This is a genomic window from Burkholderia sp. WP9 (assembly GCF_900104795.1).
GTDB lineage: Bacteria > Pseudomonadota > Gammaproteobacteria > Burkholderiales > Burkholderiaceae > Paraburkholderia.
Window position 1 is genome coordinate 517,429 of record NZ_FNTG01000001.1, and the last position, 15,323, is coordinate 532,751.

11 protein-coding genes and 1 tRNA gene are annotated in these 15,323 nt (G+C 61.0%); 7 read left to right on the forward strand and 5 right to left on the reverse strand.

Features of this window, described 5'->3' with window-relative positions:
* Positions 1-8 precede the first annotated feature (8 nt).
* The gene (locus BLW71_RS02280) at positions 9-845 is read left to right on the forward strand and encodes a competence/damage-inducible protein A (protein ID WP_091792859.1); all 837 of its coding nucleotides are present in this window, start codon (positions 9-11) and stop codon (positions 843-845) included.
* A 263-nt stretch (positions 846-1,108) separates the two neighbouring features.
* On the opposite strand, the gene BLW71_RS02285 is transcribed toward BLW71_RS02280, so the two are convergent.
* Complete coding sequence (locus tag BLW71_RS02285) at positions 1,109-1,573, reverse strand: rhodanese-like domain-containing protein (protein ID WP_091792860.1); 465 nt, start codon at positions 1,571-1,573, stop codon at positions 1,109-1,111.
* A gap of 441 nt (positions 1,574-2,014) precedes the next feature.
* Between BLW71_RS02285 and glnA the strand changes: the two genes are divergently transcribed.
* From glnA to BLW71_RS02305, 4 genes are all read left to right on the forward strand, one after another.
* The gene (gene glnA, locus BLW71_RS02290) at positions 2,015-3,430 is read left to right on the forward strand and encodes a type I glutamate--ammonia ligase (protein ID WP_091792861.1); all 1,416 of its coding nucleotides are present in this window, start codon (positions 2,015-2,017) and stop codon (positions 3,428-3,430) included.
* A gap of 199 nt (positions 3,431-3,629) precedes the next feature.
* Positions 3,630-4,772, forward strand: coding sequence for a nitrogen regulation protein NR(II) (gene glnL / locus BLW71_RS02295; RefSeq protein ID WP_091792862.1), 1,143 nt, complete (start codon positions 3,630-3,632; stop codon positions 4,770-4,772).
* Positions 4,773-4,807: 35 nt separating this feature from the next.
* Complete coding sequence (gene ntrC, locus BLW71_RS02300; RefSeq protein WP_091792863.1) at positions 4,808-6,322, forward strand: nitrogen regulation protein NR(I); 1,515 nt, start codon at positions 4,808-4,810, stop codon at positions 6,320-6,322.
* Between the two features lie 154 nt (positions 6,323-6,476).
* On the forward strand, positions 6,477-8,558 hold the full coding sequence (locus tag BLW71_RS02305) for a prolyl oligopeptidase family serine peptidase (protein ID WP_091792864.1): 2,082 nt from the start codon (positions 6,477-6,479) through the stop codon (positions 8,556-8,558).
* Between the two features lie 56 nt (positions 8,559-8,614).
* Here the strand turns inward: BLW71_RS02305 and xth are convergent, their stop codons facing one another.
* Positions 8,615-9,391, reverse strand: coding sequence for an exodeoxyribonuclease III (gene xth, locus BLW71_RS02310; protein ID WP_091792865.1), 777 nt, complete (start codon positions 9,389-9,391; stop codon positions 8,615-8,617).
* A 171-nt stretch (positions 9,392-9,562) separates the two neighbouring features.
* Here xth and BLW71_RS02315 point away from each other — a divergent pair, with 171 nt between their 5' ends.
* Both BLW71_RS02315 and BLW71_RS02320 read left to right on the forward strand, forming a co-directional pair.
* Positions 9,563-9,850, forward strand: coding sequence for a hypothetical protein (locus BLW71_RS02315; RefSeq protein WP_091792866.1), 288 nt, complete (start codon positions 9,563-9,565; stop codon positions 9,848-9,850).
* Positions 9,851-9,928: 78 nt separating this feature from the next.
* A tRNA-Met gene (locus BLW71_RS02320) sits at positions 9,929-10,005 on the forward strand.
* A gap of 377 nt (positions 10,006-10,382) precedes the next feature.
* Here BLW71_RS02320 and BLW71_RS02325 read toward each other — a convergent pair.
* From BLW71_RS02325 to BLW71_RS02335, 3 genes are read right to left on the reverse strand one after another with little or no spacing between them, the layout of a single operon-like run.
* Positions 10,383-11,129 (reverse strand): hypothetical protein, encoded by a 747-nt coding sequence (locus tag BLW71_RS02325; RefSeq protein WP_143048274.1) that lies wholly within the window; start codon positions 11,127-11,129, stop codon positions 10,383-10,385.
* Positions 11,113-12,513 carry an N-acetylmuramidase family protein gene (locus tag BLW71_RS02330; protein WP_091792868.1) on the reverse strand — a complete coding sequence of 467 codons (1,401 nt, stop codon included), beginning with the start codon at positions 12,511-12,513 and terminating at the stop codon, positions 11,113-11,115. The genes BLW71_RS02325 and BLW71_RS02330 overlap by 17 nt, the downstream gene beginning before the upstream one ends.
* Before the next feature lie 38 nt (positions 12,514-12,551).
* Positions 12,552-15,311 carry a type VI secretion system Vgr family protein gene (locus tag BLW71_RS02335; protein ID WP_091792869.1) on the reverse strand — a complete coding sequence of 920 codons (2,760 nt, stop codon included), beginning with the start codon at positions 15,309-15,311 and terminating at the stop codon, positions 12,552-12,554.
* Positions 15,312-15,323: the final 12 nt, after the last annotated feature.

Consider the following 15,323-nt stretch of genomic DNA (forward strand, 5'->3'; position numbering starts at 1 on the left):
AGGCGGCAATGGCATTTGGCGTCATCATCATCGGCGATGAAATCCTGTCCGGCAGGCGTATCGACAAGCATCTGCCGAAGGTCATCGAATTGCTCGGCGCGCGTGGGCTGTCGCTCGGCTGGGCGGAATACATCGGCGACGACCCCGAGCGCATCACGGCGACGCTGCGGCGCACGTTCGCTTCGGGCGATATCGTGTTCTCCACGGGCGGCATCGGTGCCACGCCGGACGACCACACGCGCCAATGCGCGGCGGCCGCGCTCGGTGTGCCGCTCGAACTGCACCCGGAGGCCGCGAGGCTGATTCAGGAGCGCATCCGCGACATGCATCCGGCTAACTCGGCGGCGCCGCTCGATCTGCAGTCGCCGGAGAACCTGCATCGTCTGAATATGGGCACTTATCCGCAGGGCGCGTCGATCATTCCGAACGGCTACAACAAGATCCCGGGCTTTTCGATTCGCCAGCATCACTTCGTACCGGGCTTTCCGGTCATGGCGTGGCCGATGATCGAATGGGTGCTGGATACGCAGTACGCGCATCTGCATCACGCCATGCCGCACGCGGAGAAGTCGCTACTGGTGTTCGAGTTGCCGGAGTCGCGCGTCACGCCGCTGATGGAAAAGATCGAACACGATTTCCCGGGCGTGCGCGTCTTCAGCCTGCCGAGCGTGGGCGATGCGGAACGCGGCGGCGTGTACGCGCGGCATCACATCGATCTGGGTGTGAAGGGCGAGCCCGAGGCGGTAGCGGCGGCGTTCGTCAAGCTGCGCGAGGGGGTGCACCTGCTGGGCGGCGATATCGTCGAACCCGAGGCGGCGGCCGCGGCGGCGAAACCGCGCGCCTGAGCCGCGCGGCATTTTTCAGGTGGGTTCGGGCGCTGCGGCGCCCATTTTTCACCGCGCCCGTCTTTGATTCGAGCGCGGCTTGAGCGCATCATCGGCCTGTCACATTCGGCGCAGACGATGTGCCTGTTCTCACAGGCGCGCCTGCATCAAGGCGGTATTGCACCGGCCTCGACGAACCTCGGCAACAGCCAGGGATCAGGCAACACCTGCGCGAACACTTCAGGCAAAAACGAGGCCGCAATCGCGGTGCGACATCCCGTCATTCATGCGCCGATCCACGGCAACCCGCGAAAGCACCAGCCCGACACTGTCTTACGATGCCCTTGGCCGTCCTTGTCGCCTTCGAAGCCTTCCAGCAGGTCGTATGCCTTGTTGAAGCCGGCTTGCGTGGCGGCAATCGCGGCGAGCTTGGAGCGCGCGGCGCTGCGGCACAGGAACAGCACCGGCGTATCGGGCGTGGCGACCTGGTTCAATTGCTGGAGGAATTCCTGATTCGGCACCGCGCCCGGATAACGTGTCCATTCGACGTGCGCGTATTGTCCGTCGCCGATAACCGGCCGGCCGACCCAATCGAGTTCGGCGCGGGTACGCACGTCGACGAGGCGGGCGCGCGGATCGAGCTGCAACAGTTCGAATGCTTCCGCCGGCGACACTGCGCCCGCGTACGGCAACTGGTTCTCGTTGCGGCGCTTGTCCGCGACTGCGTACAACTGTTCGAGCGAGCTCATGAGCGCAAATCTCCTTCGGGCCAAATAATCATTCTAGCGCGCGGCAAGGTCGCGCATGCATGGCTCGAACGGCGCAGAACGGCGTGATCGTCGCGACGGGAGGTGCGCGCGAACTTGGTGCAGATTTCCGTGAATGCACCAAAATAAAGAAGATGAATGTTGCCGATTTGGCGAATGCACGTATTTGGTGCGACGCAGAGCCCAAAGTTTTTAGGGCTGCATGTGGCGCGGTGCGCCCATTCCCCGCAAACGCGCGCGTGGTGTGGTTTTGCGCCGGGTTGGCGCATACATGGCACAGAAGCTGCTTTATTGGTGCCGATCGATTTGTCCGAGCATAGTTTTATATTCATCCTGAGGCATTGAGGGGTGGACGTGCCGGGACGGGTCAGCTAGATTGGGCGGCGGCTGAATCCGCCGAATTCGTTAATCAGGAGATAGGTTATGAGTAAATCCGTGGCCGACGTCGTTCAACTCGTCAAAGACGAAGACGTCAAGTTTGTCGACTTCCGTTTCACCGACACGCGCGGCAAAGAGCAACACGTTTCGGTGCCGGTGTCGGCATTCGATGAAGACAAGTTCGAAAGCGGCCATGCGTTTGACGGTTCGTCGATTGCCGGCTGGAAAGGCATCGAAGCATCGGACATGTTGCTGGTCCCGGACGCGAACACGGCCTTCATCGACCCGTTCTACGAAGAATCGACCCTCGTGCTGACCTGCGACGTCGTCGAACCGGCGGACGGCAAGGGCTATGAGCGCGACCCGCGCTCGCTGGCAAAGCGCGCTGAAGCGTATCTGAAGAGCACGGGCCTCGGCGACACGGCATTCTTCGGTCCGGAACCCGAATTCTTCATTTTCGACTCGATCAAGTGGGGCACGGATCAGTCGGGCACGTTCGTCAAGATCGGTTCGGAAGAAGCACCGTGGTCGTCGTCCATGGACTTCGAAGGCGGCAACACCGGCCACCGTCCGGGCACGAAGGGCGGCTATTTCCCGGTCGCTCCGGTCGACACGTTCCAGGACATCCGTTCGGAAATGTGTCTGCTGCTCGAACAGATCGGCATTCCGGTCGAAGTGCACCACCACGAAGTCGCGGGCCAAGGCCAGAACGAAATCGGCACGAAGTTCTCGACGCTGGTGCAACGCGCTGACTGGCTGCAGCAAATGAAGTACATCATCCACAACGTCGCGCACACGTACGGCAAGACGGCAACGTTCATGCCGAAGCCGGTGGTCGGTGACAACGGTTCGGGCATGCACGTTCACCAGTCGATCTGGAAAGACGGCACGAACCTGTTCGCAGGCAACGGTTACGCAGGTCTGTCGGAATTCGCGCTGTTCTACATCGGCGGCATCATCAAGCATGCTCGCGCGCTGAACGCGATCACGAACCCGTCGACGAACTCGTACAAGCGCCTCGTGCCGCACTTCGAAGCACCGGTCAAGCTGGCTTACTCGGCTCGCAACCGTTCGGCATCGATCCGCATTCCGCACGTGTCGAACCCGAAGGGCCGCCGTATCGAAACGCGTTTCCCGGATCCGATGGCGAATCCGTACCTGTGCTTCTCCGCGCTGATGATGGCGGGTCTGGACGGCGTGCAGAACAAGATTCACCCGGGCGAAGCCGCCGACAAGAATCTGTACGACCTGCCGCCGGAAGAGGATGCAAAGATCCCGACCGTGTGCGCCGGCCTCGACCAGGCTCTGGACGCGCTGGACGGCGACCGCGAGTTCCTGACGCGCGGTGGCGTGTTCACGGATTCGATGCTCGACGCGTACATCGAACTGAAGACGGGCGAGCTGCAACGCTATCGTCAGTCGGTGCACCCGATCGAATTCGAAATGTACTACTCGCTGTAAGCGGCAATGGCGCTTCGCCCTTCACACGGCGAAGCGCTTTGCCCGACGCTCGCGATCGGTCACGAAGGGACGGCGGCGCCGTCCCTTTTTTGTTAGGCCGAGCACAACGTTTGCGGCGTACGGGCGTGGTAGAGGTATCGAGCAAGGCAACACGCGGACTACCTGATTTATCACCATCTCCTATCGGCCAGACTGCAAGATGGTTCTAAAGAATCTGATCAAGGCAAGGAAAGGGCACGAGCAGACGCTCTCGGACGACGCTCAACTCGTCAGCTCCGGTTTGCTGCCCGGCTTCGAGGCGCTGCCGACGGTCGTGCTGGTGCTCGAAAAGCGTACGCTGCGCGTCGCGTTTGCGAATCCGTCGGCGGAGTCGATGCTGGATCTTTCGCGCCGGCAACTCACGCAGATGGCGTGGCCGGACATCTTTTCGAATGCCGACGAACTGGTCGCGACCATTTCCGCGATCGCCGCCCACCGTTTTCACGCGACGCATCTGGACGCCGTGCTCGAGCGTCCGGGCCATGAGCCGCTGCATGTGCATGCGATCGTCGGCTTTCTGGAAAGCGCGCAAGACTATGTGCTGCTCGAGCTGTTCGAGAACGAGCGGCATTTACGCACCGACCGTGAGGAGCGCATCAACGATCTCACGGCGGTCAACAAGCAACTGATCCGCAATCTCGCGCACGAGATCAAGAACCCGCTTGGCGGGATTCGCGGCGCGGCGCAACTGCTCGAGTTCGAACTCGGCGAGCGTCAGCGCGATGAGTTGCGCGAGTACACGCAGGTCATCATCAAGGAATCGGATCGTCTGCAAACGCTGGTCGACCGTTTGCTCGAACCGCACCGCCATCCGCATATCGTCGGCGACGTGAATATTCACGAGGTGTGCGAGCGCGTGCGCCAGGTGATTCTCGCGGAGTTTCCGCGCGGTCTCACCATCGAGCGCGATTACGACGTGAGCGTGCCGGACCTGCGCGGCGACAAGGAGCAACTGATCCAGGCGCTCCTGAACATCGTGCGCAACGCGGCCGAAGCGCTGCGTGAACGGATTTCGCAAGGCGATGCGCGGATCGAATTGCGCACTCGCGTGGCCCGCAAGATTACCGTGTCGAAACGTTTATGTAAGCTGGCATTGGACTTGCGTATTACTGACAACGGCCCAGGCATTCCCGAAGAAATCCGTGACCGCATTTTCTATCCGCTCGTGTCGGGGCGCGAGGACGGCAGCGGTCTCGGACTGACGCTCGCGCAGACATTCGTGCAACAGCACGACGGTTTGATCGAAGTGGATAGCCGCCCGGGCCACACCGAGTTTCAGATTCTGCTGCCGCTCGACTGCTAACACGATATGTATCTCAAGACTTCTGACCGACCCATATGAAGCCGATCTGGATAGTAGACGACGATCAATCGATTCGCTGGGTGCTCGAAAAAGCACTGGCCCGCGAAAACTTCGCGACCCGCAGCTTCGCGAACGTGCGCGAAGCGTCGGCCGCGCTCGATCACGACAGCCCGCAGGTGCTGGTTTCCGATATCCGGATGCCTGGCGGCTCGGGCCTCGAATTGCTGCAAACCGTCCGTGACAAGGTGCCGGGCTTGCCCGTCATCATCATGACGGCATTCTCCGATCTGGATAGCGCGGTCGCCGCATTCCAGGGCGGTGCGTTCGAATACCTCGCCAAACCTTTCGACGTCGACAAGGCGGTCGAACTGATTCGCCGCGCGGTGGACGAAAGCATGCGCGGCGAACAGACGTGGGACGAGCGCGTCACCGAAACACCGGAAATGCTCGGCCAGGCGCCGGCCATGCAGGACATGTTTCGCGCGATCGGCCGACTGTCCCATTCTGCTGCAACCGTGCTCATTACCGGCGAATCAGGCACCGGGAAGGAACTGGTCGCGCGTGCGTTGCACCGACATAGCCCACGCGCGAACGGTCCCTTCATCGCGCTGAACACCGCGGCGATTCCAAAGGATCTGTTGGAATCCGAATTGTTCGGTCATGAACGGGGTGCTTTCACCGGCGCGCAGGCCATGCGCCAGGGGCGCTTCGAGCAGGCTGAGAACGGCACGCTCTTTCTCGACGAAATCGGCGACATGCCGTTCGATTTGCAGACGCGGTTGTTGCGCGTGCTGTCGGACGGGCAGTTTTATCGCGTCGGCGGCCACAATCCGTTGCGCGCCAATGTGCGCGTGATCGCGGCGACGCACCAGAATCTCGAATCGCGTGTTCGTCAGGGTCTGTTTCGGGAAGACTTGTATCACCGTCTCAATGTGATCCGCTTGCGTTTGCCGGCTTTGCGCGAACGCAGCGAAGACATTCCGCTCCTCACGCGCCACTTTCTGCAAAAGAGCGCGCGCGATCTCGGCGTCGAGCCGAAGCGCGTGTCCGAAGAGGCGCTGGCCTATCTCGCTTCGCTTCCGTTTCCGGGCAACGTGCGTCAGTTGGAGAACCTCGCCAACTGGCTGACGGTGATGGCGCCCGCGCAGACCATCGAGATCAAGGACTTGCCGCCCGACCTCGGACCCGCACAAGCAGGCGTGACCGATCTGGCTGGTGGCGGCGGCGCGATCGGTGCGGGGGAGGCGAGCCTGGCCGGCGGCGCGCCGGTCAACGGCGCGAGCGCTGCGGTGCATCCGGCCGCGGCGGGCGGATTGCCGGTTGCGAGCCCTGTCAGCGCCTGGGAAGGCGGCTTGCGCACCGAAGTCGCGCGCATGTTGCGCGAGAACGCGGCGGACGTCATGGACGAACTCGCGCGCCGGTTCGAAGCAGCGGTGATTCGCGAGGCGCTGGACTTCACGCGCGGCCGCAAGGTGGAAGCGGCCGAGCGTCTTGGCATCGGCCGCAATACGATTACTCGCAAGATTCAGGAACTGAATCTCGAGCCTTAAAGGGATTGCCTGGTCGGTAATCCTATCTATTCTGAACTTGATGTCTGGCACCATGGGCGCTTTGGCGCGCATGGTGCGGCACGATGTCGCCTTAACGAGTTCACCTGCAGAGCGAGCGGCATAATCGGTTCTCCTTTCTATTTCGGGAGCCGTTATGTCGACGCCGTTTTCCTGGCCTCTTTCCCCCGACACCTTCCTCGCACTCGAAGCGCTCGACGATCCGGTGGTGCTCGATTGGGTGGGGCGGCAGAACGCGCGTACGCTTGCGGCATGGGGGAGCGGGGCGCGCTTTGACGCGTTCAAAGACCGGCTCGCCGCGATTTACTTGCGTGACGATCGCCCGGTCATCCCCGGGCGATGGCGGGATTGGGCTTACGATCTCTGGCAAGACGAACACAATCCCCGAGGTATCTGGCGCCGCACTTCATGGGCGAATTGGCGTGCAGGCCAATCCGACTGGCAGACATTGCTCGATTTCGATCTGCTTTGTGAAGAAGAGCAGACGCCGTGGGTCTGCGTCAACGAGAAGATCCTCGATCCGGATGGCGACCGGGCGCTGATTTTCCTCTCGCCCGGTGGGTCGGATGCGCTCGTCGTGCGCGAGTTCGATCTGGAAACACTGCGTTTTGTCGATGATGGATTCGCGCTTCCCGGACCAGGCAAGCATTCGATTTTCTGGATCGACCGCGACACTGTCTATGTTGGTTGGGACAACGGCGGCGCGAGTCTGACGCGTTCCGGCTATCCGCGCGAAGTGCGGCGCTGGGCGCGCGGCACACCGATAACGGACGCACCGGTCGTGTTCCGCGCAGAATTCGACGATGTCTCGGTTTGCGCCTTTTACGATCCCGTCGATCGGCGCCACGCGCTGTCCGTCGCCGTCGATTCATTTGATTCGGAGACCTACTATCTTTCCGCTTCGCAGGAGTGGCAGCGTTTCGACGCGCCGACGCACGTCGCAATCGAGGCGTGGGCCGGCTGGCTGCTGCTTCAACCGCGCCTTCCCTGGGATTGCGGCGGGGTGGTCTATGCCGGCGGGACATTGCTGGCCGTTCGCGAGGCGGTATTCTTGCGCGGCGAGCGCGATTGCGTGCCACTCTTCGTGCCCACGCCGACAACTTCGGGCTGCGGCTACTCGATCACGCAGCACCAGCTGATCGTTTCATATCTCGACGACGTGCAGCAGCGCACGGTTCTGTGGCATGCAAGACCGTCGGGCGATGCGTCCTGGGAGTGGGTGTCGCGCGAGTTTCCATTGCAGGAGAACGTGCAGGTCGGTGTTTCGCCGATCGAGTCGACCATCGGCGACGAGGCGTATGTCAGTGTGGAGGACTATCTTCAGCCGGGTGGTTGCTGGATTGTCGATCTCGCGCAGGATGATCTCTCGCAGTGGCAATTGATTGACCGATACCCTGCCAGTTTCGATGCCACGCCTTTCGCGGTGACGCGCGCTCACGCGGTGTCGGCGGACGGCACCCGGGTGCCCTATACCCTGATCGGGCCGCGAGAGCGCACAGAGCAACCGCGGCCGTGTTTGCTGAACGGGTATGGCGGCTTCGCGATTTCGCTGACGTCGGGCTACATGAGCGGGGTCGGTCTCGGTTGGTTGGAGGCCGGCGGTGTCTACGTGGTGGCGAATACGCGTGGTGGCGGGGAGTTCGGCCCTGCCTGGCATACCGCGGCGGTGGGTCCCAACCGGCAGCGCGCGTTCGACGACTTCATCGCTGTCGCGCAGGCGCTCATTGACACCGGGGTGACGACGCCTGCGCAACTGGGCATTCAGGGCGGCAGCAACGGTGGTCTGCTGGTGGCGGCTTGCATGGTGCAACGGCCCGAGTTGTTCGGTGCCGTGGTCAGTCAGATGCCGCTGCTGGACATGAGCCGCTACCATCTTCTGCACGCAGGGGCATCATGGCTCGAAGAATACGGCGATCCGGATGTGCCCGGGGACGCGAGCGTGCTCGCCGCGTATTCGCCTTACCATCGGGTATCGGCTAACCGGCAGTACCCGCCCGTGCTGTTCATGACATCCACCGACGACGACCGTGTACACCCCGGCCATGCCCGCAAGATGGCCGCACGATTGCAGGCGCTCGGCGCCGTGCAGGTCTGGTACTTCGAGGACACGCAGGGCGGCCACGCAGCCGCGGACGGGCTGCAAATGGCGGTGCAGGACGCTCTTGTCCTCGAGTTCTTGTGGTCGTGCCTGGGTGACGGCGAGCGGCGTGTCACCTGAGTGCCACCTGAGCGCCATGCGGGCGCGTGAGGTCCAGTCAGTCGGCCAGGCGAGCGTCAGCCGAGTTGCGCGACAACCGGCGCGTGGTCCGACGGCTGATCCCACTTGCGAGGCACCTTGTCGATGTCGCATGACGAGCACACTTCAGCCAGCGCCTTCGACAGCAGAATGTGATCGATGCGCAACCCGGCGTTACGGCGGAACGCCATCATCCGGTAGTCCCACCACGAGTAGAGCTTCTCCGGCTGCTCGAACTGGCGGAATGCGTCGACGAGGCCGAGTTCGATCAGACGCACGAACTCCGCGCGCTCTTCCGGCGACACCAGATTCTGGCCTTCCCACGCTTTCGGATCGTGCACGTCGCGATCTTCCGGCGCGATGTTGTAGTCGCCGAGCAGCGCGAGCTTCGGATGCAATGCCATCTCGCTCGCGATCCAGTCGTGCAGTGCGGCGAGCCAGCGCAGCTTGTAGGCGAACTTGTCGGTGCCCGGCGCCTGGCCGTTCGGGAAGTAGGCGGAGATAACGCGCGTGCCTTCAATGGTCGCTGCAATTACGCGTTGCTGCGGATCCTCGAACCCGGGAATATTGCGCACGACGCTGTCTTCGTCGACCGTCAGGCCGTCGCGCACCAGAATGCCGACGCCGTTGTAAGTCTTCTGACCGGCAAACCAGCTCCGGTAACCTTTCTCCGCGAGTTCGGCGCGGGGAAATTTTTCGTCTGGCAACTTCAGTTCCTGAAGGCACAACACGTCGGTGCCGCTGGTTTCGAGCCAGTCGATCACATGCTGCTGGCGGACTTTGAGGGAGTTGACGTTCCAGGTAGCGATTTTCATGACATTCTCACAAGCTTGCGTGATTCCGATAGTCCCGCATCTTATCGCGCGGAAGAGGGGGTGGTGAAAATGGCCCTGGCGCGGCAACGAAAATAAAAGGGCGGTGCCGTCCCGCTGCGGCGTATAGTGGGATCACACACACTCGCATTCTTGCGCATCGGGGGAGGCATCATGGCTGAACTTTATCCGGCTCTTTATAAGGACTTCGAAGTGCACCCGTTGGTGTTTTCGCGGACGTTCGACAAGTTCGACGGCCACAAGCGTCATGCCGAAGGTTACGACGTCGCGGTACGCGTTTGCCGGCCCGGCGCGATTAGCGGCTCGACGGCGAGCCGCGTGTTTCGTCTCGTGCGGCCGTCCACGTTTTCCGATTTTGGTGTGGCCAAGCGCAGCGCGAGCCAGTACGGCGCGGATATCATCGACGGCAAGGTGGAAGGCGCGACGGTCCAGGATCTGTGAGTCGTTTCGCGAGCGCGAAATAATTCGCGCGTTTGTTTGACGTATTGAGAACATCTCTATACAATTCGTTTTCTCTGACGCGGGGTGGAGCAGTCTGGCAGCTCGTCGGGCTCATAACCCGAAGGTCGTAGGTTCAAATCCTACCCCCGCAACCAAAGCCCAGTAGTGAGTGTCGCGATAGCTGGGTGGCATGCAAAAGGTTCTTTGTTTGCTTGCAGGGCAATCGCCGTGTCGTTCAAGCGTGAGTGTCCAAAAATATCGCAAAACATCAAACCCGCTACGGCGGGTTTTTTGTTTTCCGCATCTGACCTATTGAGACCCGCTGGCTAACGCATTCGACAACTGCTCGTGCGAAAGTGCGTGCATTGCAACCATTCGCGGCAGCGGGCTTGCAAAGGAAGGGATATCACTTGATCGTCGTGAGCGATCTCAACGCGCTACACCACCGCGCGCCAGACGCGGGCGCGGATTAACGCAAATTCGCGCCGTACGCTGCGTTCGCGATGGATGGCGTCACCTGAGCCGCACCAGCTCAATCATTGTCCTGTCTCCCTATCTTGGTCGTTCGTACCGACTCGCTTGCCGCGGAAGCAGGGAAGGGGTTGGTCAAGTCGCGGTTGCGAAGCCATCCGGTCACGATCTTACGAGAGTCTGTTTCATCAATCGACATATCGGGACTCACGTATCGCGCGTACGAGTAACCTTCGCGCCGGCTAAGTAATGTGACGAGATCTCCTGGCAAAATATACTGCCGCCGTTTGCCGATGCCCGGTTTTTCATAGAAATAGGTTTTGTTGGTGGAAACGGCGATACCAACGGCGTCGAATCGTTCAGTCGCCGAATACTGACTTGCGCCACGTTCTCCGGGCGCCGCATTAAACAAGCCCGCTGCACTCTGACACCCCGCGTGCGGACGATCTGTTTTTAGCGCGATTTCATTGTCGTGCAGATACAGCGTGCCGTCGATTTCCGCCCGTGGGTCGCGTTGAGCATAGGAGAACATTCCTTTATAGGGAATGAAGTCGAACGTCTTCATTCGCAACACCGCTGTTCCGTCCGCGCTTTTGACTCCCTCATCTCTGTTCGCCATGAACAGGAACCCGCATGAGAATGGGGTTTCCTGGGCGCGGTAATAGCCGACGATATCCTCTCCCGACTGATACGTTACGAAACTCAGTTCGTCGTATGTCGTCGCGACACCGGCGGTGGCGATTTGGCAGGCCAACATAAGGAAGCAGGATGCAATCGCTTTGAAAAGCCCTCTATTTGAATTTTTCATAAAATTTTCTCATCGATTCAGGATATTTTTGAGGATAATGTTGGCCGTTGTAATAATATGCAAAAGACTCCCAGTTCTTCTCTTGCAGTGCTTTTTTTGCTGAACTGTTCATGTTGACGTAGGCGACAAAAAGATCAAATTGCTCGTCAACGCCCTGCATTTCGAGGTTGGCTAACTCGATGGGACTTGCGTAGCCCATTTCTTCGTAGAAAAAGGCCAACACCTGGAATGCTCCCCATGAGCAGGCCATGATCGCGGCATCACGATTCAACGCGCATGCCTGAACAAAACGCTCGTATTGGTGCATGACTTTTTCATCGCTGTGCGACCAGCCATGATCGTCAGTTTCGCCAGCCGTGTATCCGCCTTGAATCGGCAGGCAAAGATTAGGAAATGCCGGGAAAGGATTCGGCTGCTTTTTTAATAAAGCCGGCTTTTCATTTCTCTTGTCCTTCGGCAAGAGGGATCGAAAGAAGACATGACGTTCGTAGCGAATTTTTGGCAAGCCGTTGTCACAGAATCCCACCCCATCGCTTTCGGTCATCGCGACCGCCTTGATGGCAGCCGCCTCACAGCCGAGAGTCTTCGCCGCCTCAGCGTATTTCTTCTCGCTTATTTCGAGCGTTTTGGGATAGTTGAGCTTTGATCCGAGCACGTTGAATGCGACAGTGGTCGGCTTGCCGGTATCGACAACCGTGTAGTAGTGGTCAATGGTCACGGTCGTCTTTTCCTTTTTCGTCTTACCGTCGATCGTGGTTTCCTTATGGCGTGTCGGCGTATCCCTTTTGACTTTGCCCTGCTCAGTGACTTTCTGCGACCAACCGATATAAGGCCCAAACTCGCCCACGAGCCGCTCGACGGTCATGACTTCATCGTGTTGCACCACAGGAACGTTCAATTCCTGCTCGAATTCCTCCTTCGGCGTGAGCTTCGTCGTGGCTTCCAGGTGGTATTCGGGGCTGGTGACCGTAAATACGCTGATGTCTTTCTTCGGTGTGACCGTGGCCTTCCAGACGAACTCGCCTCGACGGTTCTTCACCAGCACGTCAATCGGCTGGTTGCGTGCGGCATTGCGAATCGTGATCGCGTAGCCGTCTTTGTCCGTTGTCGCTTCAATGGTGTTTGCAATCGCAGGCGGAGGAGGCGCGGTAGTCGCGGAGGCGACGGCGGGAGCGGACGTGGCTAGCGTTGCCGATGCGTCGGCAGCGTCGGTCTGCGCGCCGGTTGTCCATTGCGGAGCGGGCCGCGCGCCCGCACCCGCCTTGATCTGCACGGAGAGTCCTTCAATGGGCTTCTGCAGGACGTCACGAAAGACAAGGGTAGCTTGCACGTAGGGCGCAGCCGATGCCTTCGGCTGACTTGCTGGATGCTTGTGATGAGCCATAGGTTCTTGCAGGTTCGTTGTTCGTTTGCACACACGACTCACGCCGACGCGTCGCTATCGTCGGACTCGTCATGGTCGTACGCGTCTTCCGCGACGCGCCAGTCGCCCGCGCCAACTTCGCACTTCACTTGGGTCGATGCCGGCGTGGTGACGGTGAGCGTGGCCCCGTTCGTCAACATCCCCTGCTGCTGGATCGTGCCGTCGGGCAGATAAATTCGATAAGACTGGTCTGCCAGCCTTAGGCCGACGCCATGATTCCTGGCGACGGTACTCACGTCGAACGTCTGGGTGTAAATGCCGGCCGGATTCTGAACGAGCGGGGCGAGCGGAAGGACGGGCAGTGGCGCGCGCATCGACGATGCGTCCGGTTTGCCCCAGTGAGGGGTCTTTTCGAGAATGGGCCCGGGCGAGCCGTTGACGATGCCGCCCGCGCTGATCTGGATGTACGAACCGCCCGCGCCAATCCAGACTTCCTTCGCGGCGGTGAGAACAATCTTGCCGTCTGTGCTGCCAATGGTGATGTCCTTGAGAGCGGCAAGCGCCAGTTCATCGCTTTGCGCCTGGATGTCTATCCTGCCTTTCGCCGCGATCAGCTTCATGCCGAGCGCGTAGGCGAACATGGAGATCGCACCGCGCACCGAGGCGAGTAAAGACCTCCCTGATGACACGCTCACGTCGCGGCCCGCCGTGACCGCATGATCATTTGCGCTCGCCATGTGCGTGCCGTCGGCCGCCGAGGTCGCGATGCCCGCGCTACTCACCAGCAGCAAATCGGGGCGCGTCATTTCCGGTGACGGGTTCTCGCAGGTTCTTGCGCCGCCGTTGAGCGCGTTGTTCTGCGCGCCGATCGAGCGGGCTGCGTCGTTCTGGTTTGCTTCGATGGGTTGGGCGTTGTGCCGCTGCGCAAGCTGCGCGAGGTCTTCATGCTGTTCGCGCGCCCGCGTTAGACGCTGCACCGTTTCACCCATGTCCTTGACGGGCGACATTGCCCCGGCCCGTGGTTCGGTCGTCACCAGCATGCCCTGGTTTGCACGCACCACGCCGTGCGCCTGCGTTGCCAGTTCGAAGCCTTCACCGCGCGCCTCGTCGCGTCCTTGGTGTCCGTCGATACGCGTGTTAAAGCCAAGCACGAGCCGCGACTGCGCGTGGTCACTTGCAACCTGAACCTGCAACTGTCCAGGAGTGTCGTCCGTCACGACGCTGTTGGCCAAGTGGCCTTTCAGTTCCCGGCTGCGCCAGCCCGACAGCGCATCGTTCTTCGGCAAGGCCCACGGAGCCTGGTGAAGCTCTGTCGTATGCTCGGACATGATGTAGGGCCGGTCCGGGTCGCTGTCGTAGTAGCCCACCAGTACGTGGTGTCCGACGCGCGGCAGCCACATTGCGCCGTGTTCGGCGCCATGCCAGGGCGACGCGACCCGCAGCCAGCAGCTTGCGTCCTGGTCGGTCGGCCCGATCCTGTCCCAGACAAAATGAGCTTTGACGCGCCCGTACTGGTCACAGTAAGTTGACTCTTCCCCGTACCCCGTGATGACGGCCGCTTCGGCGTAGGCGCGGGGCTTCTTCGCTTTTTGCGGCGTACGGTAGAACGTAGCGGCGGGCACGGCCATAAACTTCGTTTCGCAACTGTACGGGCGCATGAGACTGCCGTGCTGCGAGACGGTATCGTTGTTGACGATTTCGGTATCGGTGGACACGACCAGGTATTCGCCGTCGCCGGGCGTCAGCGGATAGCCCTGGAGGGCAAACGTATAGCCCGTCATCAGTCCGCGCAGGTTGCCTTTGCCTTTCGCGCTCAGACTCTTCGACCGGTGTGCTTCGACTTTCACGCGTGCGAGGTGCTTGCTGTCGAAGTCGGGATCATTGCGCCACGAAGGATCGACACCGTTCGGTCCTTCCATGGGCTGCGAGTAGTCGCCCCACGCATATTCCTCGGCGTTGTCGCATGAGCGCTGACTGTGGTCCGCCTGTTCGACCGTCAGCGCCGAAAGTGACTGCGTGTAGTCGTAGTCGACCAGCGTCACCTGGCCCGTCGTCAGTTGCCGGGAAACGCGAAACGCGTGGACATGTTCTTCGTCGATGCGCTGGCCGTCGCGGTCGAGAAAGCGCAGCGTCTGATAAGCGGGCGGGTGCTTCTGGTAGGAGCCAGGCGAGTCGCACAACACCAGCGTGCTCTCGTTGAAGAAGAACGTGATGCCCCATTCCTGCCACAGCCGGGACAGCCACGCGAAATCCGACTCCCACCACTGCCGCTGATACTCGCGCTTCGGATAGGGGCGGCGCGCAGCGCCGGGACCGGCGAGGCGCATGTCGAACGGGTACGGGTATTTCTGCAGTACCTCGCGCGTTATCTCGGTCACGTCCTTGTCTTGCAGGATCCGGCTATCACGGTTCAACGTGGCGAGATATAACCAGGGGCGAATGTTGAGCCGGTAGTACGCACGCCGCTCATCCGCGCCGACGCACTTCGCCGAGACGATCAGCCCTGTCAGCTTGCGCACGTCCCCGCCGCAGTTCGCTGCCGCGCCCGAGCGGCCCGGATCCGAGGCGCCACTGCCCTCGATAGCGATGTTGACGGTGACCTCCTTGCCGATCAGCGAGTCGACGTCGACTAGCCGCTGCGCCTCGACAACGCTCAGCCGCGCGTCATCCATCGTGCTGACATCGACATCGTAGTCGTACAGACGGCCGAGCTTCTCTTTCCCCGCCAGCCGGCCAACGACGAACAGTGATTCGCCTGCCCATTGCGGCAGCGCCTTGCCGCTCATTTCCAGCGTGCGCGGCTGTTTAAACCAGGACATCGGCGACTCCAA